We start from the raw sequence: 20,729 nt of genomic DNA on the forward strand, positions 1-20,729 counted from the left end.
TTCAGGGAACCTTACCGTCTGCGAGTGTTCAAAAGTATACGCTCGTCCACGCGTTCGCCGCGATCGGTGGCGTCGAGACAAGTCGTGCGAAATTCAATTGACATTTGTTATTATTTCAATAATCGTTGAAATATGGAAAAGACAGATGCTGTCACGGCGCTCGCGGCGCTGGCGCAGGACAATCGTCTCGACGTCTACCGTTTGCTGGTTCAGGCCGGCCCCGACGGCATGACCGCAGGTGCGATCGCCGAAGCGCTGGAGCTCGCGCCAAACACGTTGACGTTTCACTTCGACCGGCTGCGCATGGCCGGCCTTGTCACGGTGCGGCGCGAGGGACGCTCGATGATCTATGCGGCGCGGTTCGAGACCATGAACGCGCTGGTCGGCTTCCTCACGGAAAACTGCTGCGGCGGCGTGTCATGCGCATCCGCCCCGTCTTCGAAACCCGCGCGAAAGCGCAGCAAGACTCCAGCCTGAAAGGACAGACCATGAAGCGCCTGCACGTTCACGTGTCCGTCGACGACGTTGCGCACAAGCAGACATTGGCCTGCTGTTGAGGGTTTCGGCAATGGACGTGATCATCTACCACAACCCCGCCTGCGGCACCTCGCGCAACACGCTCGCCATGATCAGGCACGCCGGCATCGAGCCGCACGTGATCGAATATCTCAAGACGCCGCCGTCGCGCGCGCTGCTGCGGCAGCTCGTCGTGCGCATGGGCCTTTCGGTGCGCGAGCTGCTGCGCGAAAAGGGCACGCCCTATGCCGAGCTTGGGCTGGACAACGCTGGCCTGACCGACGACCAGTTGCTCGACGCCATGATGGCGCATCCGATCCTGATCAATCGGCCGATCGTGGTGACGCCGATGGGCGTAAAACTCTGTCGGCCCTCCGAGGAGGTGCTGGAGCTTCTGCCGCCTCAGCACGGCGAATTCGTCAAGGAAGACGGCGAGCGTATCAGGCTGGACCGCGGCGCCTGATGACGCCGCGTCTTGCACAGCGCGCATTTGCCGAATGGCTGGGAACGGCGTTCCTGCTCGCCGCGGTGGTCGGCTCGGGCATCATGGCCCAGAAGCTTGCCGGCGGAAACGTGGCGCTGGCGCTGCTCTGCAATACGCTTCCCACCGGCGCCATCCTCGTCGTGCTGATCCTGATGTTTGCGCCCATCTCGGGCGCGCATTTCAATCCGGCGGTAACGCTGGCCTTGGCCCTGCGGGGCGAGACGGGCTGGATTGATTCGGCGATCTATATCGCTGCTCAGATATCGGGCGCGATCATCGGCGTGTGGATCGCTCATCTGATGTTCGGGCTTGCCGTCCTTCAGATTTCGTTGACGGAACGCAGCGGCGCGGGACAATGGCTCGCCGAGGCCGTCGCAACCTTCGGCCTGCTGCTGACGATCTTTGGCGTCGCATCGAAAGCCTCGGCTGCCGTTCCCTATGCGGTCGGCCTCTACATCACATCGGCCTATTGGTTCACGGCCTCGACATCATTCGCCAATCCCGCCGTCACCATCGCCCGATCGCTGTCCGATACGTTTGCAGGCATCGCGCCGCATGGCGTGCCGGCCTTCATTTCCGCGCAGCTCATCGGGGCGATCCTCGCCCTTCCGCTTGCAAGCTGGCTGTGGGGCGGAGCAAGCGCAAGCGCGCGGCGTGAATGATTGGAGTTTCCAAACCGCTCGTGCCGGGTATTCTGTAACTGATGGCATGAACGTCAGGGACCAGCGTGACGCAACTTCGCAGCCGCACTATCGACCACTGCACCCGGCCCTGAGGCATCAGGCCGGATGAACGATTTCGCGCGATCCATCGTTGCCGCATTCACGCTGATCGGTGAAGGCGATCCCGAGCTTCTCGGCATCGTCGCGCTGTCGGTGCGCGTCAGCCTGACAGCCGGCATGATCGCGCTGCTGATCGGTGCGCCGTTCGGCGCTTTGCTGGCGATCACGCGCTTTCGCGGCCGACAGGTCATTATCGTGCTGACCAACGCGCTGCTCGGCCTGCCGCCGGTCGTGGTCGGGCTCGCGCTTTATCTTCTGCTGTCGCGCTCCGGCCCGCTCGGCGCTGCCGGCCTGCTATTCACGCCCACAGCCATGGTGATCGCGCAGACGCTGCTGGCAACGCCAATCGTGGTTGCGCTGGTGCACCGGCCCGCAAGCCTGCTATGGGCCGAATATGGCGACCTCGCGCTGATCGACGGGCTCTCGACGCTGCGCAGCATCGGCCTGTTGTTCGCGCTCGGCCGGACCTCGCTGCTGACGGCCTTCCTCGCCGCGTTCGGACGTGCCATCGCCGAGGTCGGCGCCATCATCATCGTCGGCGGCAACATAAGCGGCTTTACCCGCACGATGACGACGGCGATTGCGCTGGAGACCAGCAAGGGCGACCTGCCGCTGGCGCTCGGCCTAGGCTTGATCCTGCTCGCGCTCAGCGTCGCCGTGTCGACCGTCGCCTTCCTGCTAGTGGGACGCGTTGGGGAAAAATAGCTGCTCGCCGCCGATCTTGTATCCGGCGATCGCATCCTGTCCCCTCGGCGAGATCAGCCAGTCGATAAAGGCCTGCCCGTCCTTGGCCTTCACATTCGGATGCTTGTCCGGGTTGACCAGCATGACGCCGTACTGGTTGAACAGCCGCTTGTCGCCCTCGGTCAGGATCGCAAGCTCGCCTCTGTTCTTGAACGACAGCCAGGTGCCGCGGTCTGAGAGTAGATAGGCATTCGACGAGGATGCCATGTTCAGCGCCGGGCCCATGCCCTGGCCGATCTCGCGATACCAGCTGTCCTTGCCGGTGGCCGGCTCGATGCCCGCTTCTTTCCACAGCCGCAGCTCGGCGGCATGCGTGCCGGACTTGTCGCCGCGCGAGATGAACGTGGCTTTCGCAGCTGCGATCTTGCGCAGCGCGTCGGCGACGTCCTTGTCGCCCGCGATCCTTGCGGGGTCGCTGTTCGGGCCGACGATGATGAAATCATTGTACATGACGTCGAAGCGCTTCACGCCGTGCCCTTCCGACATGAACTTGTCTTCGGCCGACTTGTCATGGACGAACACCACATCGGCATCGCCGCGCCGGCCGATATCGAGCGCCTGGCCGGTGCCGACCGCAACGACCTTCACCTGGATTCCCTCCGCCCTCGTAAACAGCGGCAGCAGATAACCGAACAAGCCGGACTGCTCCGTCGACGTCGTCGAGGCCACGGTGATGCTGCGGTCCTCTGCCATTGCGCATGTCGACCAGATCAGAGCCGCTGCGACGGCGGCAAGCTTCTTCATGACATCGTCCTCACTTCCAGATGATTCCCATTAACCGGAGATGATGACGCCGGAAAGCCCGACATTAGGCTCCTGCCGCACATCCTTCGAGACGCCCGCCTCCGGCGGGCCCTCAGGATGAGGGCGGAGTGCCTGGCAGCAGCGTTGGCGGGCGCTTCACGCCTGCCTCACGACGGTTGAACGTCGCGTGATCAGTCCCGCGATCACGTGGCAGCGCGGAATATCGCACGTTCCGAACGATCCCTAGGGATAGAACAGTTTGGAGTCCCCCATGGCAAAGACGAACATCATCGCCGCCTTCCGGATCATGGTGTCGCTCGCGATCGCGGCCCCGGCGCAGGCCTGGCCCGGACAGTCCTCAAGCATCGACTGCGCCTGGGGCGGCGAAGCCACGGACTATGAAGCACTGACCATGGCGCCGCTCCGCAAGCATGCGCTGGCGCATCCGCACGGCCGCAAAGCGGCGCACGCTGTCATGCCGTTTGCGTCGTCGCATCTGCCGGATCACGACGCGGATCCGCTTGCATCGATGCATTTCGAATGAACGGAATGGCGTGCGGGGCTGTGCAGATGTTCTGCAATTGGTCCCGCCTCAATTGACAGGGGCGTGACGGCCGGGGCAGTTTTTCACATTGCTGGCGAATCAGCTGAAGCCCACGGCCCTGAGTACCTCTTGGACAACTCCCAGTGCTTTCGAGACTGATATCGTTGCTAAGCCGCATTCCTGCGGTGAAATGGGCCTTCAACCGGCTTCGGCCCGCGCCGCAGGGCGGCAGCATCGAGTTGCAGGGCGGCAGCATCGAGTTAACGCCGAGCGCTGCGGATGAGCAGCCGATTGTTACCGCGATCGAAGAAGCCGCTCCGACCGTCGAGACGAACGTCAGCGAGGATTCATCCCTGCAGACGTACGCCGAAGCCGCGCCCGAACCCATCAGCAGCGATCCCCCGGCGGAACTCGTAGCGAGCGTTGAGCTCGACGTCGTGGAAGAGGCCTCATCCGCCGAGGTCGAAGCCGTCGATGCTCCCGAGCCTGTCGTCAGCAGCGACCTGCCCGTAGAATTGCTGGCGAACGCCGAACCCGAACCCGTGGAAGAGGCGCAGGCCTCATCCGCCGAAGTCGAAGCGATCGAACCGCAAGAGCCTGTCATCAGCAGCGATGCATCGTCGGACGATGATGCGGAGGTTGCGCCCGATGTTGCAGGGCAGGTTCTTATTTCTCCGGTCGAGGTCGAGACCTTTCCGGTCGAGGCCTCCGAGCCGATCCTTGAATACGACCCCGTATCCATCGCTTCCGGGGAGATCGAAGCCGTCGACGCGACGCCCGCCGTCCGGGTCGACGTCGCGGCGCCTGCCGTCACCGAGGTCAGGATCGACAACGAGCCCGCTCGTGGTGTCGTGATGGAGATCGAGCCGCGCGTCGCAGCCGATCCCGCACCCATCGCGGCCGACGTCGCTGAGAAGACGATCGCAGACGCACCCGTCGTCGCCGCAGAGGTCGAGCCGCCTCGGGCGCCCGCTCCGAAGAAGCCTCGCGCGAAGATCGTCGAGCCCGCCGATCGCACCGCGCTGATCCGGCAACGTTGGGCCGAGACCGGGATCAGGATGTGGAATCCCCGGCTGCATGGCACCGGCGATGCAACGCTCAACATCCAGGGCCGCATCGGACTGCTGCCGCCCGAGCCGGGCGGGACGATGCCGCGTTACGACAAGCTCGAATTCAAGATGCTCGGCGGGCAGATCGTGTGCGAAGGCGTCATCGTCGAGGCGCCCGTGCAGGCCGGCCAGCGCAGCTTTACCCGGCTCGCCGAACCGCGCAGCGCCGATCGCGGCCGTGAGCCAGTGCGGGAACGCCACGCCGCGCTCGCCTGATCCTTGTCCGCCTGCGATGACGCAACGCTGACCGCCGCGACATCGGTGCGCGCCACGCGGCCGAGGACGCTATGGTTACCAGAACGTAGCCGATCGATTTCGGCCGAGCTGCCGCCAGACGCGGGTCGCTTGCGGCTCACATCCTTAATATCGCCNCCCCGCCGGTCCAAAAGCCACACGCAACCAGAACGAGAGTTCCCGGAGGGAACCGATCTAACGCGCTCTTTACCCCCGCCGTACAAGCTCATCTTCGTTTTTGAAGGGTTTTGGGGGCGCGTATTGCTATGCCTGCCGTCGATTTGAGAGCCTGTTTCGCCGCCGCGACGAGGCTGTTTCGCGTGTCTGACGACCCGGACCTGACGCGCGCGCAGTTCGACGCTTTCTCCAAGCAGATCCCGCTGCTCTACTTCATCCTGATCAGCAACACGATCGCGGTGGCCTATACCTACGTCAACGTCGCCCCGGACTGGCTGACGATGATCGTGCCGAGCCTGCTGACGGTGCTCGCCGCGCTTCGCACCTTGTGGTGGCTGAGCCAGCGCCATCTCGTCCGCAGCGATGCCGACATCCTGCGCAATCTGCGCGCCACCAATTGGATGGCGCTGCCGATCGGCGCCGGCTTCACCGCCTGGTCGTTCGCGCTCTACCCCTATGGCGATGCCTTCGCCAAGAGCCAGGTCGCCTTCTACATGGCCGTGACCGTGATCGGCTGCATCTTCTCGCTGATGCATCTGCGCTCGGCAGGGTTGATCGTGACGCTGGTCGTCGACGTGCCCTACGTGCTGTTCTTCTGGGCCACGGGCGAACCGACGCTGAAGGCGATCGCGGTCAACAATCTCCTGGTCTCCGGCGCCATGGTGACGGTGCTGTTCATCTATTATCGCGACTTCGCCGATCTCGTCGCCAGCCGCAAATCGCTGCTGGTGCAGCAGGCGGCGACGCAGGAGCTGTCGGACGAGAACTTCCGTCTCGCCAATCTGGATTCCCTCACAGAGCTGCCGAACCGCCGCCGTTTCTTCGCCGAGCTGTCGAGCGCCTTCAGTGACGCCGAGCGCAGGCACGTGAGCGTTGCGGTCGGCATCATCGATCTCGACGGCTTCAAGCCGATCAACGACAATTACGGCCATTCGGTCGGCGACCGCGTGTTGATCGAGGCCGGCCGTCGCATCCGCGATGTCTGCGAAGGCTTCGGCCCGCAGCGGGTGGAGTTCGCCCGCCTCGGCGGCGACGAGTTCGGTCTCGTCGTCTGCGGCGACACCGAGGATGCCGACCTCGAGCGGCTCGGCGAACGCATCTGCGAGCTGGTCAAGCTGCCCTACCAGCTCGACACCGCCCATACCGGCCTGTCGTGCTCGATCGGCTTTGCGCTCTACCCGCGCTCGGCGCCGACGGCGGAAGCGCTGTATGAATGCGCCGATTATTCGCTCTACCACGCCAAGCGTCATCTGCGCGGCCGTACCGTGATCTTCTCGAGCGAGCACGAGGCCGAGATCCGCAGCCGCGGCGTGATCGAGACCCTGCTGCGCACGGCCGATTTCAGCGCCGAGATGGACCTGGTGTTCCAGCCGATCGTCGACGCCATGAGCGAGCATACCGCGGGCTTCGAGGCGCTGGCGCGCTGGCAGAGTCCCCGCCTCGGCCGGGTCTCGCCGGCCGACTTCATCCCCGCCGCCGAGCGCATCGGCCTGATCCGGCCGCTGACGCAGGCGCTGCTGGTGCGCGCGCTGGCGGCCGCCGGGACCTGGCCAGACCATACCCGTCTGTCGTTCAACCTCTCGGCCCACGACATCTGCTCGCCCGACGGCATCCTGCCGCTGATCGCCATCATCGAGAACAGCGGCGTGCCGCCGCGCCGGCTCGACTTCGAGATAACTGAGACCGCCGTGACCTTCGACTTCGCGCGCGCCGAACAGTCGATCGCGGCGCTGAAGGCGATGGGCTGCGGCATTTCGCTGGATGATTTCGGCACCGGCTATTCCTCGCTGAGCCACGTGCATCGCCTGCCGCTCGACAAGCTCAAGATCGACCGCAGCTTCGTCGCCGACATCAACGACAATCCCGTGAGCCACAAGATCATCAAATCGCTGACCCGGCCTGTGCGACGACATGGAGATCGCCTGCGTGGTCGAGGGTGTCGAAACCCGCGCCCAGCTCGACGCCCTGCGCCGCCTCGGTTGCGACTTCGTGCAGGGCTATTACTTCGCAAAGCCCATGCCGGGCGCGGCGATCGGGGACTATCTCGCCAACGAGCGCGAGCGGCTGGACCATGGCGCAACCAAGGTCGTGGCCTGAGGCAGATTGGCCCCTTGGCTACTTCGAAAGGCTCGGCAGATCGAGCCCCTTGTCACGGGCGCAATCGATCGCGATGTCGTAGCCCGCATCCGCATGGCGCATGACGCCGGAGGCCGGATCGTTCCAGAGCACGCGCTCGATGCGTTTGGCGGCCTCCGGCGTGCCGTCGGCGACGATCACCATGCCGGCGTGCTGGGAATAGCCGATGCCGACGCCGCCGCCGTGATGCAGCGAGACCCAGGTCGCACCGCTGGCACAATTGAGCAGCGCGTTCAGCAGCGGCCAGTCGGACACCGCGTCCGAGCCGTCCTTCATCGCTTCGGTCTCGCGGTTGGGGCTTGCCACCGAGCCGCTGTCGAGATGATCGCGGCCGATCACGACAGGCGCCTTCAACTCGCCGCGCGCGACCATCTCGTTGAAGGCAAGGCCCAGGCGATGACGATCGCCAAGCCCGACCCAGCAGATTCGCGCCGGCAGGCCCTGGAACTTGATGCGCGCCTTGGCCATGTCGAGCCAGACGTGCAGATGCTTGTCGTGGGGCATCAGCTCTTTCACTTTGGCATCTGTCTTGAAGATGTCGTCAGGGTCGCCGGACAGCGCGGCCCAGCGGAACGGCCCGACGCCGCGGCAGAACAGCGGGCGGATATAGGCGGGCACGAAGCCCGGAAAATCGAACGCGTTTGCCAGGCCCATGTCCTGCGCCATCTGGCGGATGTTGTTGCCATAGTCGAGCGTCGGAATGCCCTGCGCATGGAAATCCAGCATGGCCTGGACATGCTCGACCATCGAGGCTTTTGAGGCGCGTTCCACGCCCTTCGGATCGGAGGCGCGCTTGGCCTCCCAATCGGCAAGCGTCCAGCCCTTCGGCAGATAGCCGTTGATCGGATCGTGCGCGCTGGTCTGGTCGGTGACGATGTCGGGCTTGACGCCGCGGCGGACCAGCTCCGGGAATATCTCGGCGGCATTGCCGAGCAGACCGACCGAGACGGCCTTCTTCGTCTTTGCGGCGTCCGCCATGAGTGCGAGCGCTTCGTCGAGCGTCGCCGCCTGGCGATCGAGATAGCCGGTGCGCAGCCGCATCTCGATGCGGCCCGGCTGGCATTCGACCGCGAGCATCGAGGCGCCGGCCATGGTCGCCGCCAGCGGCTGCGCGCCGCCCATGCCGCCGAGGCCGGCGGTCAAGATCCATTTGCCCGCAAGGCTACCGCCATAATGGCGACGACCGACCTCGACAAAGGTCTCGTAGGTGCCCTGCACAATGCCCTGGCTGCCGATATAGATCCAGGAGCCCGCGGTCATCTGGCCGTACATCATCAGGCCCTGGCGATCGAGCTCGTTGAAATGATCGAGCGTCGCCCAATGCGGCACGATGTTGGAGTTCGCGATCAGCACGCGCGGCGCATCGGCATGGGTGCGGAAGATGCCGACCGGCTTGCCGGATTGCACCAGCAGGGTCTGGTCGTTCTCGAGCTTGCGCAGCGCGGCCGTGATGCGGTCAAAACTCTCCCAGTCGCGCGCGGCGCGGCCGATGCCGCCATAGACGACGAGCTCGCTCGGGCGCTCGGCGACATCAGGATCGAGATTGTTCATGAGCATGCGCAGCGGTGCTTCCGTCAGCCAGCTCTTGGCGCTGATCTCGCTGCCGCGCGGCGCGCGGATGGTGCGGTCGTTGTCCAGTCGGCGGTTCATGCGGAACACCCCTTAGTCGAGCCTCGGAAACGGATCAGATGAGAGCGCAGTGAGCGCAATGGCTGGCAGCGCATCGGCCTCGACGAGCGCCGCGGCCGTGGCGAGATCGCCGGCCATGTAGCGGTCGGCGCCGAGCGCGGGCACCTGCTCGCGAAGCTTGCCGATGACCGCCGCCAGCGGTGCGCTGGTCGCGTGCGGTGCGCGCAGCGTGATGCCCTGGGCGGCGACCAGAAGCTCGATGCCGAGGATGGAGGCGAGATTGTCGGCCATGTCCGACAGTCGTCGCGCGGCATGCGCGGCCATCGAAACGTGGTCTTCCTGGTTGGCGCTGGTCGGCGTCGAATCGATCGAGCAGGCTGCGGCACGCTGCTTGTTCTCGGCATACAGCGCAGCCGCCGTGACCTCGGCGATCATGAAGCCGGAATTGATGCCGGGATCCGGGGTGAGGAACGGCGGCAGGCCAAAATTGAGCGCGGGATCGACCAAGGTTGCGATGCGTCGTTCGCTGATCGCGCCGATCTCCGACAGCGCCAGCGCGATGGTATCGGCGGCGAAGGCGACTGGCTCGGCGTGGAAATTTCCTCCTGAGACGATCTCACCGGTCTCGACCAGCACCAAGGGATTATCGGTCACCGCGTTGGCCTCGACGATCAGCGTGCGCGCAGCCTGCGTGATCAGATCGAGCGCGGCGCCGGCGACCTGCGGCTGGCAGCGCAGGCAATAGGGATCCTGCACGCGCTCGTCGCCTTCGAGATGCGACAGGCGGATGTCGCTGCCGTCGAGCAGCGCCGTCAGCGTCGCGGCCGCAGTGGTCTGGCCGGGAAGACCGCGCAGCGCCTGGATCTCGGGGCGGAACGGCGCGGTCGAGGCCATGGCGGCATCGACCGACAGCGCACCGGTGACCAGCGCCGCACGGGCGAGACGAAATGCACGCAGCACGCCAGCGATGGCATAAGCAGTCGAGAATTGCGTGCCATTGATCAGCGCGAGGCCCTCCTTGGGGCCGAGCGTCAGTGGCACAAGGCCGGCGGCAGCGAGTGACTCGCCCCCTGACATTATCTTGCCGTCGACGATCGCCTGCCCCTCGCCGATCATCACCGCGGTCATATGCGCAAGCGGCGCGAGATCGCCGGAGGCGCCGACCGAGCCCTGTTGTGGCACCAGCGGATAGACGCGTCGCGCCAGCATGGCCTGCAATTGCTCGATCACCTCGCCGCGCACGCCGGAGGCTCCGCGCCCGAGCGAGACGATTTTCAGCACCATCATCAGCCGCACGATCGGCTCCGGAGTTGCAGGGCCGATCCCACAGCAATGCGAAACAATGAGATTGCGCTGGAGCAGCGCGGTCTGATCAGGCGGTATCCGCTTCGAAGCCAGCTTGCCGAAACCGGTGTTGATGCCATAGACGGGCGTCGTAGCCTCAGCCGCCTTTGCGACGATCTTCGCCGCCGCCGCGACGCGCGGCCAGAATGAGGGATCGAGCACGACGGGCGCTCCCGCAAGCACGCGCGCGAGATCATCGAGCCTGACCTCTCCGGGTTTGACAACGATCGCGGCGTTCGGCTCCGTCATTGCCCCCTCCACACCCGCCGGTGCAGCGGATTGAATCCGATGCGGTAGACCAGCTCGGCGGGCCGCTCGATGTCCCAGATCGCGAGGTCGCACCATTTGCCGGCTTCGAGCGTGCCGGTCTCATGGAGCACGCCGAGCGCACGCGCGCCTTCGCGGGTGACGCCGGCGAGGCATTCGGCGACGGTCATCCGGAACAGCGTGGCGCCCATGTTCATGGCGAGCAGCAGCGAGGTCAGCGGCGAGCTGCCGGGATTGCTGTCGGTCGCAAGCGCCATGGCAACGCCGTGCTTGCGGAACGCCTCCACCGGCGGCTTTTGCGTCTCGCGGATGAAGTAGAACGCCCCAGGCAGGAGGACGGCGACCGTTCCGGCCTTCGCCATCGCGGCAGCGTCGGCTTCGTCGGTATGCTCGAGATGATCGGCCGACAAAGCGGCGAATTTGGCAGCGAGCGCAGCGCCGCCGAGATTCGAGAGTTGATCGGCGTGCAACTTCACCGGCAGACCCAGCCCTCGCGCCGCCTCGAATACCCGCGCCGTCTGCTCGGCCGAGAACGCGATCCCCTCCATGAAGGCATCGACGGCATCGGCGAGGCCCGCCGTTGCGACGGCCGGCAGCATCTCCCTGCAGACGCGATCGATGTAGCGATCCTTGTCACCATCGGCCTCCACCGGCAGCGCGTGCGCGCCGAGAAACGATGTGCAGATCGTAACTTTCCGCCGGCGGCCGAGGCTGCGCGCAGCAGAAAGCTGGCGCATCTCGGTCTCCGTATCGAGGCCATAGCCGGACTTGATCTCAACCGTGGTCGCGCCCTCGCCGATCAATGCATCCAGCCGCGGCAATGCGCTCGCGACAAGCTCGGCCTCACTCGCCTTGCGAGTCGCGGCGACCGTCGAGACGATGCCTCCGCCGGCGCGCGCGATCTCCTCGTAGCTTGCGCCCTTCAGGCGCAGTTCGAATTCATGCGCGCGGTTGCCGCCGTAGACCAGATGGGTGTGGCAATCGACGAGGCCCGGCGTGATCCAGCGCCCCTCGCAGTCGATCCACTGGATGGCGTCGGCATCGCCGGGAAAATCCGCCGCTGCGCCGGCATAGACGATGTGGCCGTCGCGTATCGCGATAACGCCTTGCTCGATCTCGCCGAGATCGGGACGATCCGCCCGCATGGTGGCGAGCCGGGCGTTATGCCAGATCCGGTCGAAGCGCGCTGCCATGCCACTGTCCCTTCGCGAAGTCCCTGCGCCCTGGGATGCTTGACTTATATGTCTAGACATATAATCGTAAGGCGGTTCTGTCCAGCCGGCGTGTAATCAATCATGACCCGACTGCATTTCGCCTCCGCGCTCCTGCCCTCGGGCTGGGCCAATGACGTGCAGGTGGTGGTCACCGCCGGCGCGATCGCGGCGGTGACGCCCGATGTGGCGCCTGCCGCGGGCGACGAGCGCCATGCCATCGCGCTTCCGGGACTGGCGAGCCTGCACAGCCACGCGTTTCAACGCGGCATGGCGGGACTTGCGGAGCTGCGCGGCGCTTCCACCGACACGTTCTGGACCTGGCGCGAGACGATGTATCGTTTCGCGCTGGCGATGACGCCAGACTACGTCGCCGATGTCGCCACGCTGCTTTATGTGGAGATGCTGGAGCAGGGGTTTACGCGGGTCGGCGAATTTCATTACCTGCATCACGATCGCGACGGCTCGCACTACGCCAATCCCGCCGAAATGGCGGCACGCATTGCATCGGCCGCCGAGGCCTCAGGCATTGGCCTGACGCTGCTGCCGAGTTTTTATGCGCATGGCTCGTTCGGCGGCGCGGCGCCGCACGACGGCCAGCGCCGATTCATCAACTCGGTCGATCAGTTCGCCAAGCTGATGGCTGCATCACGCAAGGTGATCAGCAAATTGCCAGGCGCCAATATCGGCATCGCGCCGCACAGCCTGCGCGCGGTGGTGCCGGATGAGCTCTCCGCAATCATCGCGCTTGCCGAAGCCGGCCCGGTGCACATTCATGCCGCCGAGCAGGTGAAAGAGGTCGAGGATTGCCTGGCCTGGGCGGGCCAGCGGCCCGTCCAATGGCTGCTGGAGCACGCACCGGTCGACCAGCGCTGGTGCCTCATTCACGCCACGCACATGACGGACGAGGAAGTCAGCGCATTCGCCCGGACCGGCGCGGTCGCGGGCCTCTGCCCCGTGACCGAAGCAAGCCTCGGCGACGGCATCTTTCCGGCGCGGGAATTTCTCGACGCCGGTGGTTCGTTCGGCGTTGGCACCGATTCCAACGTGCTGGTCGGTGTCGCTGACGAGCTGCGTCAGCTCGAATACGGCCAGCGGCTCAGGCATCGCGCGCGCAACGTACTTTCGGGCGGCGCCGGCCGCTCGACCGGCCGGACGCTGTTCGATGATGCCCTTGCGGGCGGCGCGCAGGCGCTGGCGCAGCCGGTTGCAGGCCTCGCACCCGGCGCTCGCGCAGACATCGTTACGCTCGACGCCGCGCATCCTTCGCTGGCGGGACGCGGCGGCGATGCGACCATCGACGGCTGGATCTTTGCGAGCGGCAACGGTGCGATCGATTGCGTCTGGGCCGGCGGCAACAAGGTTGTCGAAGGCGGACGACACAAATTGCGCCAGACTGCGCGCGAGCGGTTCAACGCCGCGGTGCGGAGGCTCGTCGCATGAGCCTCGCCACCGACGCATCCGACAAGCCGACGCTCTACAAGCGCATCCGTGCCGATATCGAAAAGCGCATCCTGACCGGCGAATGGCCGCCCGGCCATCGCATTCCGTTCGAGCACGAGCTGGTGGCGCGCTACGGCTGCTCGCGCATGACTGTTAACAAGGCGCTGTCGGAACTGGCGCAGGCCGATCTGATCGAGCGGCGGCGGCGGGCTGGCTCCTTCGTGCGCCGGCCGCAGCATCAATCGGCTGTGTTGAAGATCGCCGACATCCGCGCCGAGATCACCGCGCTCGGTCGGGGTTACGGCTATGAGCTGATCAGCCGCAAGCTACGCGCGGCAACTGCTGCGGATCGCGAAAGGCTCGGCATCAAGAAGGCCGGCAAGGTGGTCGCGATCTGCTGCCGCCACAGCGCCGACAACGTGCCGTTTGCGGTCGAGGACAGGCTGATCGATCTGTCATCCGTGCCATCTGCCGCGACCGCGGATTTCTCGCGCGAGCCGCCCGGCTCGTGGCTGCTGCATCATGTCCCCTGGACGGAGGCCGAGCACACGATCAGCGCCATCGTTGCCGATGATCGCACGGCCGCGGCGCTCGACATTGCGGTCGGCGCGCCCTGCCTCGTGATCGACCGCTATACCTGGCGCAGCGCGCGCACGATCACCGCAGTGCGCCTGCTCTATCCCGGTGACTCTCACCGCCTTGTCGCGCGATTCAAGGGAGGTTGAGCAAACGATGTCGGCACAAATCGTGCAACGCTTCGACAGAGATCAACAGGACGTCAAACCATCTGGGCAAGAGGACGACAATCATGCGTAGTTCGACAGTTTTTGCGACAATCATTGCTCTCGCGGCCGCCGCGCCCGCGTTCGCCGACGACGTCAAGGTCGGCATCGGCATCTCCGGATGGACCGGCTTTGCGCCGCTGACGCTGGCGAAGGAAGCCGGCATCTTCAAGAAAAACGGCCTCGACGTCACCATCAAGAAGGTCCCGCAGAAGGACCGTCACCTCGCCATCGCCTCCGGCGACGTGCAGTGCGCGGCAACCACGGTCGAAACCTGGATCTCCTGGAACGCCAACGGCGTTGCCACCAAGCAGATCTTCCAGCTCGACAAGAGCTATGGCGCCGACGGCATGGCCGTGCGCAACGACATCGCGTCGATCAAGGAGCTCAAGGGCAAGACGGTCGCAGCTTCGGCACCGGGCACCTCGCCCTATTTCGCGCTGGCCTGGATGCTGAAGAAGAACGGTCTGACGGTGAAGGACGTCACCGTCGTGAACCTCGAGCCGGCCGCCGCCGCTCAGGCCTTCGTCTCCGGCCAGAACGATGCCGCGATGACCTATGAGCCTTATTTGTCGACGGTGCGCGCCGCGCCGGACAAGGGCAAGATCATCGCGACCACCTTGGACTATCCGATCGTGATGGACACGTTCGGCTGCACGCCGAAATTCCTCAGCGAGAACCCAAAGGCGGCGCAGGCGCTGGCCGACAGCTATTTCGAATCGCTCGAAATGATCGCCAAGGACCAGGCCAAGTCCTATGAGATCATGGGCGCCGACGTGAAACAGACCGGCGAGCAGTTCGGCAACTCGGCAAAGTATCTGCGCTGGCAGGACAAGGCCGCGAACCAGAAATTCTTCGCCGGCGATTTCCTCGCCTTCAACAAGGATGCCGCCGACCTTCTGCTCGAAATCGGCATCATCAAGTCGGCGCCGAAGGTCGAGGACCTCTTCGACGCCAGCTTCATCAAGTAAGACTTTCCCGATTGCCGGTTCCGCGGAGACGCGGGACCGGCTCGACCATTCGGATCAACTATCGATGCGTCCCCTGGATTCCGTGACATCGAAGCAGCGCGTGGCCTATGGCCTCGCTTTCTTCGTGCTGTTCGTCGCCCTCTGGTCGTGGGCAACCTTCGGCGGCCATGTATCGAAGACGTTTCTCGCCAACCCGCTCACCATGGTGCAGGAAGGCTACGACCTGCTGGTCAAGCAGGGCTTTGTGTTCGACATCGGCATGACGATCTGGCGCGTCGTCGGCGGCTTCGCGCTGGCTACGATCATCGCGGTGCCGCTCGGTGTGCTGATGGGCGCCTACAAGCCGATCGAGGCGTTCCTCGAGCCGTTCGTCTCCTTTGCGCGCTATCTGCCCGCCTCGGCCTTCATTCCGCTCCTCATCCTGTGGGCCGGCATCGGCGAGTTGCAGAAGCTGCTCGTCATCTTCATCGGCTCGGTGTTCCAGGTCATGCTGATGGTCGCCGTCACCGTCGGCGCGACGCGGCGCGATCTGGTGGAAGCCGCCTATACGCTCGGCGCCAGCGACCGCGGCATCATCCGCCGCGTGCTGTTGCCCTCCTCCGCCCCTGAAATCGCAGAGATCCTGCGGCTGGTGCTGGGCTGGGCCTGGACCTACGTCATTGTCGCCGAGTTGATCGGCTCGTCCTCCGGCATCGGCCATATGATCACCGACAGCCAGGCGCTGCTCAACACCGGGCAGATCATCTTCGGCATCATCGTGATCGGCCTGATCGGCCTGCTCTCGGACTTCATGTTCAAGGCGTTCAACGCCTGGCTGTTTCCGTGGAGGCTGGCATGACGGTCCTCAAGGTCGAGCAGGTCTCGCGCACCTTCCCTGCGCGCCACGGCAATGCGCCGACCCGTGCACTGGAGCCGACCGACCTCACCATCGGCAACAACGACTTCGTCACCATCCTCGGCCCTTCCGGCTGCGGCAAGTCCACCCTGCTGCGCATCGTCGCCGGCCTCGACCGTCCGACCAGTGGACGCGTTACGCTCGACGGCCGCGAAGTCACCGGCCCCGGCGCGGATCGCGGCATGGTGTTCCAGTCCTACACGCTGTTTCCCTGGCTCACCGTGCGCGAGAACATCGCCTTTGGCCTGCGCGAACGCGGCGTGCCGGAAGGCGAGCGCAACAAGGTCGCCGACGCCTTCATCCGCCGGGTGGGGCTGTCAGGCTTCGAGAACCACTGGCCGAAGCAGCTCTCCGGCGGCATGCAGCAGCGTACGGCGATCGCGCGCGCGCTTGCCAACGATCCAAAAATCCTGCTGCTCGACGAGCCCTTCGGTGCGCTTGATAACCAGACCCGCGCCCTGATGCAGGAAATGCTGCTCGGCATCTGGGAACGCGACCAGAAGACCGTGCTGTTCGTGACGCACGACATCGAGGAAGCGATCTTCCTCGGCAGCCGCGTCATCGTCATGAGCGCCCGTCCCGGACGCATCAAGGCCGAGATCGGCGTGGACCTGCCGCATCCGCGCTCCTACAAGATCAAGACCACGCCGGAATTCGTCCAGCTCAAGGAACGGCTGGTCGAGGAAATCCGCACCGAGGCGCTGAAGGTTGCCGAACATGCCTGACACCAAACCACGCGCCGACGGCCAACGCATCCTCGCCGATCTCAATGCGCTCCGCGCCTTCGGCGCCTACAAGACCGGCGTGCACAAGCCGACCTTCTCCGAGCCGCACAAGCAGTCGCTGGACTGGCTGCTGCGGAAACTGCCCGAGGCCGGTCTCACCGGCGGGATCGATGGTATCGGCAACATCATCAGCACCAGCGCAAAACCCGGACCGAAGCTGCTCGCCGGATCGCACCTGGAAAGCCAGAACTATGCCGGCTGGCTCGATGGGCCGCTCGGTGTCGTCTATGCGCTCGAAGCGGCGCGCGTGCTCAATTCCGATCCTTCCGTGAAAGGCGCGGTCGAAGTGGCCGCATGGTGCGATGAAGAGGGCCATTTTGGCAGCTTCCTCGGCTCGCGCTCTTATGTCGGTCAGGTCAGCGAGACCGAGATCGACGCGGCGCGCGACCGCACCAACGGCCGCACCATGCGCGATGCGCTGGCCGACATGGGGCTGGCTGGACGTCCGCGCATGACCGCCGAACCGGGGCGGCACGTCGGCTATCTCGAAGCACATATCGAGCAGGGCGACACGCTCGAGAGCGGCAGGCTCGCGATCGGCGTCGTGACCTCCATCGTCGGCATCTGGCAATATCGCATCACTTTCACCGGCGAGCAGAACCACGCCGGCACCACGCGCATGGCTGTGCGAAAAGACGCAGGGCTCGCGCTGGCAAAATTCTGCGTGGCGATCGACGAGCGCTTTCCAGCCGCGTGCGGGCCGCGCACGGTATGGACCACCGGCCGCATCACGCTCGATCCAGGCGCGCCGAGCATCATCCCCGGCTGCGCGGAGATGCTGTTCCAGATCCGCGACGACGATCCCTCCGTCATCGCGCGGCTGGAGCAGTTGCTGAAGACCATGGCGGATGAGGCGATAGCCAAGGGCCCTTGCATCGTCAGCGTGGAGAAAATCCGCACCGGCGCCCCCGCCAGGATGGACCCCGGCATTCAGGACGCGATCGAGGCCGCGAGCAAGGCGCTTGCCGGGGGACGATCGCTGCGCATGCCGAGCGGCGCCGGCCACGATGCGCAGATGCTGGCGACCGTCATGCCTGCGGGCATGCTGTTCGTGCCGTCGATCGGCGGCATCAGCCATCACTGGACCGAAAACACCGCCGATGCCGACATCGTCACCGGCGCGCAGGTTTTCGTCGACGCGTGCCGGCGGATACTGGCCGGACTGCGCTAAAGCGCTCCCGAATCAGCGACGGCCCGCTCCCGCGCCCTGATGGGCGAGGGCGCCAGCTTCGCACCAGCATCGCACCGGAAACTCTCTCAACCGGGCGCACCGGCCGCGCCCGGTGGACCCCGCAAGCCCCGGCTGACCGCGAACTGACGGCACGAGAGGATTCTGCCGGCCGCCGGCTCAAGAGAGGTTCAGCCATTCACATGTCTTCAAACGTTCAAATGTCTCCAGAGGTCGCAATTTCGTTCCTGTCTCACCTGCAGGCCAAATTGTACGAGATTGCCACGAGAGATCTTGAACAGAACCACGAGGCGGATCGTTATGGACCCGAACCCAGGCGAACGCTGGGCCCCGATCTCCAAAAGCATCAGAGCAGGCTCGAGGCCATCGCGCGATTGAAGAACTCGAAGACGCTTCCTCTGGCCTTGCTGGATACCTATCAGTTGCTGCAGGACGACTATTCCAGGGACGTCCTGCTGGAGTTGTACCTTCAACGCGTGATCGGGCACGACCTCGTCAAGATCTTCCGAAACTCGCCGAAATACTGGCAGGAACGGAGCCTGGCACGCAGCCTGCAAACGAACCGCCTGCCTGCGAAAAAAATCAGGAATATGAACTTCGAGTTGACTCATTTCGATCTGAAGGAGATCGGCTACGATCTCAATCTGTTTTCCGCTCCCATCGGGATCGACGCCACCTTCCTGAAAACGCAGTACGAGTACAGCGGGGTCAAGCCGGCGATCGCAGCGAAGACCGGGGATGTCGTCATCGAGGCCGGAAGCTGCTACGGCGATACGAGCCTGTATTTTGCATCGAAGGTGGGCCCCACGGGGAAGGTCATGGGGTTTGAATTCATACCTGACAATCTCGATATCCTGCGTCAAAACCTCGAACTGAATCCCAGATATCGGTCAAATATCGAGATCATCGAGCGACCGGTATGGGAGTCATCCGACAAGATTCTCTATATGCTGAACAATGGTCCGGGGAGCCAGGTTTCCGAACGCCCCCTCTCCCACGGCGCGACCGAAATCAGAACCGTCTCCATCGACGATGTGGTTCGCGACAGAAATCTGCCGCGCGTCGATTTCATCAAAATGGACATCGAGGGCGCCGAGCTTTCCGCGCTCAAGGGCGCCGTGCGCACGCTCGGACGGTTCAAGCCGACATTGGCGATCTGCGTCTATCACAAGCCCAATGACTGGGTCGAACTTCCCCTCTTCATCAGTTCCTTGAACCTTGGCTACAAGATGTGGCTGGATCATTTTACGATCTATCCCGAGGAAACCGTGCTGTTCTGCAGGGCTGCCTGAAGCAGGCTGGAAGGCGAGTTCACCCTCTATCGACCACGCACTGTGCACCATCGATGACATACGCCGCGTGACGAAAATCCCTGATGATGGCGAGCTTGTCGGCGGACCAGTTCAGCAGCACGAAATATTTGGGCCGCCCGTTCGGCACATTCGGATCGAACACCAGGATCGCCGGACGTCCCTCGACCTGCCCCGCCTCTAGGTGCCAATCGCTGACCTTCGAATAATTGCCGAAATAGCGCGACACCTCAGCCTTGCCTTTCAGTCGGGTGCGGTTGACGAGTTCGAGCCTGACGTCGTCGGCGATCATGGCGCGGATCGCGTCGAAGTCGCGGGCATTGAAATGGCTGACATAGGCGTTGAGCCGCGTCCGGTCGGCCTCCGACAGGCCCGGCTGCGGCACATCGTCAGGCTCCTCGGCGAACTCACGCAGCTGCGTGCGCCCGCGATGCAGCGCGGCCTTTACCGCGGGCATGCTGAAATCCATGATGTCGCAGACCTCGGAAAGCGAGCAGCCGAGCACGTCCATCAGGATCACGCTGGAGCGCTGCGCTACCGGCAGCCGCATGAAAGTCCGCAGGCTGGTCGCGGCGATCTGGCGGCTTTCGACATCGTCAAGCTGGCCGGCGATCATGTCCACCTCCTCAGCCGAATGCAGCGCCGCCTGCCGGTTGCGGCGACGCAGGAAATCCAGCGCCGTGTTGTGCGCGATGCGGAACAGCCAACCTTGCGGATTGACGACGGGCGAGACCGATGGCAGCGCGTCGATCGCCTTGATCAGCGCATCCTGCAGCACGTCCTCGCCGTCGATGACCGAGCCGACCATGCGGGCGCAGTAGCGATGCAGCTTCGGCCGCATCCGCGCCAGCAGGGCCTCGATATCGACGGTGGCCAGCGGGTCTGGCGCCATTGCTCCTCCGCCTCGCCTGGTCAGGACTGGTCCAGCATACGATAATTGCCGACGATCCTCACATCACGAACCAGCGGCGGCTCCGCGCAGCGGTCCCGGATGCCGTCCTGGAACGCCTGAAACGCCTTCAGCTTCGGGATCGGGCTTGATCCGTCCTCGGCCGCGGCCTCGACGAGATGGATGAAGGTGTCGTCCTCCAGCCGCAGCGTGAGATAGCGCACGCCATCGGGGCTGGCCGCCTTCAACTCCGCAAATACGGCCGAGACCAGCTCGGCGTTCCGATCGGCCAGCTCCGGCTTGGCCTTGTATCTGATCAACGTCCTTCGCATCGCGCGCTCCTCAGCTATTCACCTGGTTGCTCGTCGCGCCATCGTCCACAGTAGCAATACTTTCCCGGAAGGCCGATGCCGCGTCACCCCCCAGGACGTTTGACGACCGCTCAAGGATTCGGTCCGCAAAAGATTATTTCCGGGACGTACCCATTCCCCCGGCGAGCGGCCGCTGGTGGTGACGGGATTGCCGATGCAGGCGGTCGGCCTCG

At 64.7% G+C, this 20,729-nt stretch carries 19 protein-coding genes and 1 pseudogene; 14 read left to right on the forward strand and 6 right to left on the reverse strand.

Translation table 11 applies throughout. The annotated features are described in order from the left end of the window. Nucleotides 1-132: 132 nt before the first annotated feature. From AOQ71_RS22035 to AOQ71_RS22050, 4 genes are all read left to right on the forward strand, one after another. On the forward strand, nt 133-477 hold the full coding sequence (locus AOQ71_RS22035) for an ArsR/SmtB family transcription factor (RefSeq protein WP_057750915.1): 345 nt from the start codon (nt 133-135) through the stop codon (nt 475-477). 91 nt (nt 478-568) lie between these two features. Beyond that, nucleotides 569-979: an arsenate reductase (glutaredoxin) gene (arsC, locus tag AOQ71_RS22040; protein WP_057750918.1), complete on the forward strand. Its 411-nt coding sequence runs from the start codon at nt 569-571 to the stop codon at nt 977-979. Then, complete coding sequence (locus AOQ71_RS22045; RefSeq protein ID WP_057750921.1) at nt 979-1,662, forward strand: aquaporin; 684 nt, start codon at nt 979-981, stop codon at nt 1,660-1,662. The genes arsC and AOQ71_RS22045 overlap by 1 nt, the downstream gene beginning before the upstream one ends. A gap of 126 nt (nt 1,663-1,788) precedes the next feature. Further along, nucleotides 1,789-2,487, forward strand: a complete 699-nt coding sequence (locus AOQ71_RS22050) for an ABC transporter permease (protein ID WP_057750924.1) — start codon at nt 1,789-1,791, stop codon at nt 2,485-2,487. Here the strand turns inward: AOQ71_RS22050 and AOQ71_RS22055 are convergent. Beyond that, the gene (locus tag AOQ71_RS22055; protein ID WP_057750927.1) at nt 2,461-3,270 is read right to left on the reverse strand and encodes an ABC transporter substrate-binding protein; all 810 of its coding nucleotides are present in this window, start codon (nt 3,268-3,270) and stop codon (nt 2,461-2,463) included. The two genes, AOQ71_RS22050 and AOQ71_RS22055, sit on opposite strands and share 27 nt — an antisense overlap. Nucleotides 3,271-3,541: 271 nt before the next feature. Here AOQ71_RS22055 and AOQ71_RS22060 point away from each other — a divergent pair, with 271 nt between their 5' ends. The 3 genes and pseudogenes from AOQ71_RS22060 to AOQ71_RS22070 all read left to right on the forward strand — a co-directional run bounded on the left by AOQ71_RS22060 (nt 3,542) and on the right by AOQ71_RS22070 (nt 7,431). Then, nucleotides 3,542-3,814, forward strand: coding sequence for a hypothetical protein (locus tag AOQ71_RS22060; RefSeq protein ID WP_057750930.1), 273 nt, complete (start codon nt 3,542-3,544; stop codon nt 3,812-3,814). A 164-nt stretch (nt 3,815-3,978) separates the two neighbouring features. Beyond that, entirely contained in the window at nt 3,979-5,139 is a 1,161-nt protein-coding gene (locus AOQ71_RS22065) for a hypothetical protein (protein WP_063958284.1), read from the forward strand. Nucleotides 5,140-5,423: 284 nt separating this feature from the next. Beyond that, a pseudogene (locus tag AOQ71_RS22070) lies at nt 5,424-7,431 on the forward strand (putative bifunctional diguanylate cyclase/phosphodiesterase). 18 nt (nt 7,432-7,449) lie between these two features. Here AOQ71_RS22070 and hutU read toward each other — a convergent pair. Genes hutU through hutI form a run of 3 tightly spaced genes read right to left on the reverse strand, consistent with a single transcriptional unit; the run spans nt 7,450 to nt 11,903 of the window. After that, on the reverse strand, nt 7,450-9,120 hold the full coding sequence (gene hutU / locus AOQ71_RS22075) for a urocanate hydratase (protein WP_057750936.1): 1,671 nt from the start codon (nt 9,118-9,120) through the stop codon (nt 7,450-7,452). A gap of 12 nt (nt 9,121-9,132) precedes the next feature. After that, nucleotides 9,133-10,692 carry a histidine ammonia-lyase gene (gene hutH / locus AOQ71_RS22080; protein ID WP_057750941.1) on the reverse strand — a complete coding sequence of 520 codons (1,560 nt, stop codon included), beginning with the start codon at nt 10,690-10,692 and terminating at the stop codon, nt 9,133-9,135. After that, nucleotides 10,689-11,903, reverse strand: a complete 1,215-nt coding sequence (gene hutI / locus AOQ71_RS22085) for an imidazolonepropionase (protein ID WP_057750944.1) — start codon at nt 11,901-11,903, stop codon at nt 10,689-10,691. Before hutI ends, hutH begins: the two co-directional genes overlap by 4 nt. Before the next feature lie 102 nt (nt 11,904-12,005). On the opposite strand from hutI, the gene AOQ71_RS22090 reads away from it, so the two are divergent. The 7 genes from AOQ71_RS22090 (at nt 12,006) to AOQ71_RS22120 (ending at nt 19,278) form a co-directional block, all read left to right on the forward strand. Next, nucleotides 12,006-13,364: a formimidoylglutamate deiminase gene (locus AOQ71_RS22090; RefSeq protein WP_057750947.1), complete on the forward strand. Its 1,359-nt coding sequence runs from the start codon at nt 12,006-12,008 to the stop codon at nt 13,362-13,364. Then, nucleotides 13,361-14,089, forward strand: a complete 729-nt coding sequence (gene hutC, locus AOQ71_RS22095) for a histidine utilization transcriptional repressor HutC (protein ID WP_057750950.1) — start codon at nt 13,361-13,363, stop codon at nt 14,087-14,089. Before AOQ71_RS22090 ends, hutC begins: the two co-directional genes overlap by 4 nt. A gap of 83 nt (nt 14,090-14,172) precedes the next feature. After that, nucleotides 14,173-15,117 (forward strand): ABC transporter substrate-binding protein, encoded by a 945-nt coding sequence (locus AOQ71_RS22100; protein WP_057750953.1) that lies wholly within the window; start codon nt 14,173-14,175, stop codon nt 15,115-15,117. A gap of 64 nt (nt 15,118-15,181) precedes the next feature. Further along, nucleotides 15,182-15,955 carry an ABC transporter permease gene (locus AOQ71_RS22105; protein ID WP_057750957.1) on the forward strand — a complete coding sequence of 258 codons (774 nt, stop codon included), beginning with the start codon at nt 15,182-15,184 and terminating at the stop codon, nt 15,953-15,955. Further along, nucleotides 15,952-16,737, forward strand: coding sequence for an ABC transporter ATP-binding protein (locus tag AOQ71_RS22110; RefSeq protein WP_057750960.1), 786 nt, complete (start codon nt 15,952-15,954; stop codon nt 16,735-16,737). The genes AOQ71_RS22105 and AOQ71_RS22110 overlap by 4 nt, the downstream gene beginning before the upstream one ends. Continuing rightward, the gene (locus tag AOQ71_RS22115; RefSeq protein WP_057750963.1) at nt 16,730-17,968 is read left to right on the forward strand and encodes a Zn-dependent hydrolase; all 1,239 of its coding nucleotides are present in this window, start codon (nt 16,730-16,732) and stop codon (nt 17,966-17,968) included. Before AOQ71_RS22110 ends, AOQ71_RS22115 begins: the two co-directional genes overlap by 8 nt. A gap of 266 nt (nt 17,969-18,234) precedes the next feature. Further along, the gene (locus tag AOQ71_RS22120; protein ID WP_057750966.1) at nt 18,235-19,278 is read left to right on the forward strand and encodes an FkbM family methyltransferase; all 1,044 of its coding nucleotides are present in this window, start codon (nt 18,235-18,237) and stop codon (nt 19,276-19,278) included. A 19-nt stretch (nt 19,279-19,297) separates the two neighbouring features. Here the strand turns inward: AOQ71_RS22120 and AOQ71_RS22125 are convergent, their stop codons facing one another. After that, nucleotides 19,298-20,188: a sigma-70 family RNA polymerase sigma factor gene (locus tag AOQ71_RS22125; protein WP_057750969.1), complete on the reverse strand. Its 891-nt coding sequence runs from the start codon at nt 20,186-20,188 to the stop codon at nt 19,298-19,300. A 20-nt stretch (nt 20,189-20,208) separates the two neighbouring features. Next, complete coding sequence (locus tag AOQ71_RS22130; RefSeq protein WP_057750972.1) at nt 20,209-20,517, reverse strand: hypothetical protein; 309 nt, start codon at nt 20,515-20,517, stop codon at nt 20,209-20,211. Nucleotides 20,518-20,729 lie beyond the last annotated feature (212 nt).

This window comes from Bradyrhizobium manausense (genome assembly GCF_001440035.1).
GTDB lineage: Bacteria > Pseudomonadota > Alphaproteobacteria > Rhizobiales > Xanthobacteraceae > Bradyrhizobium > Bradyrhizobium manausense.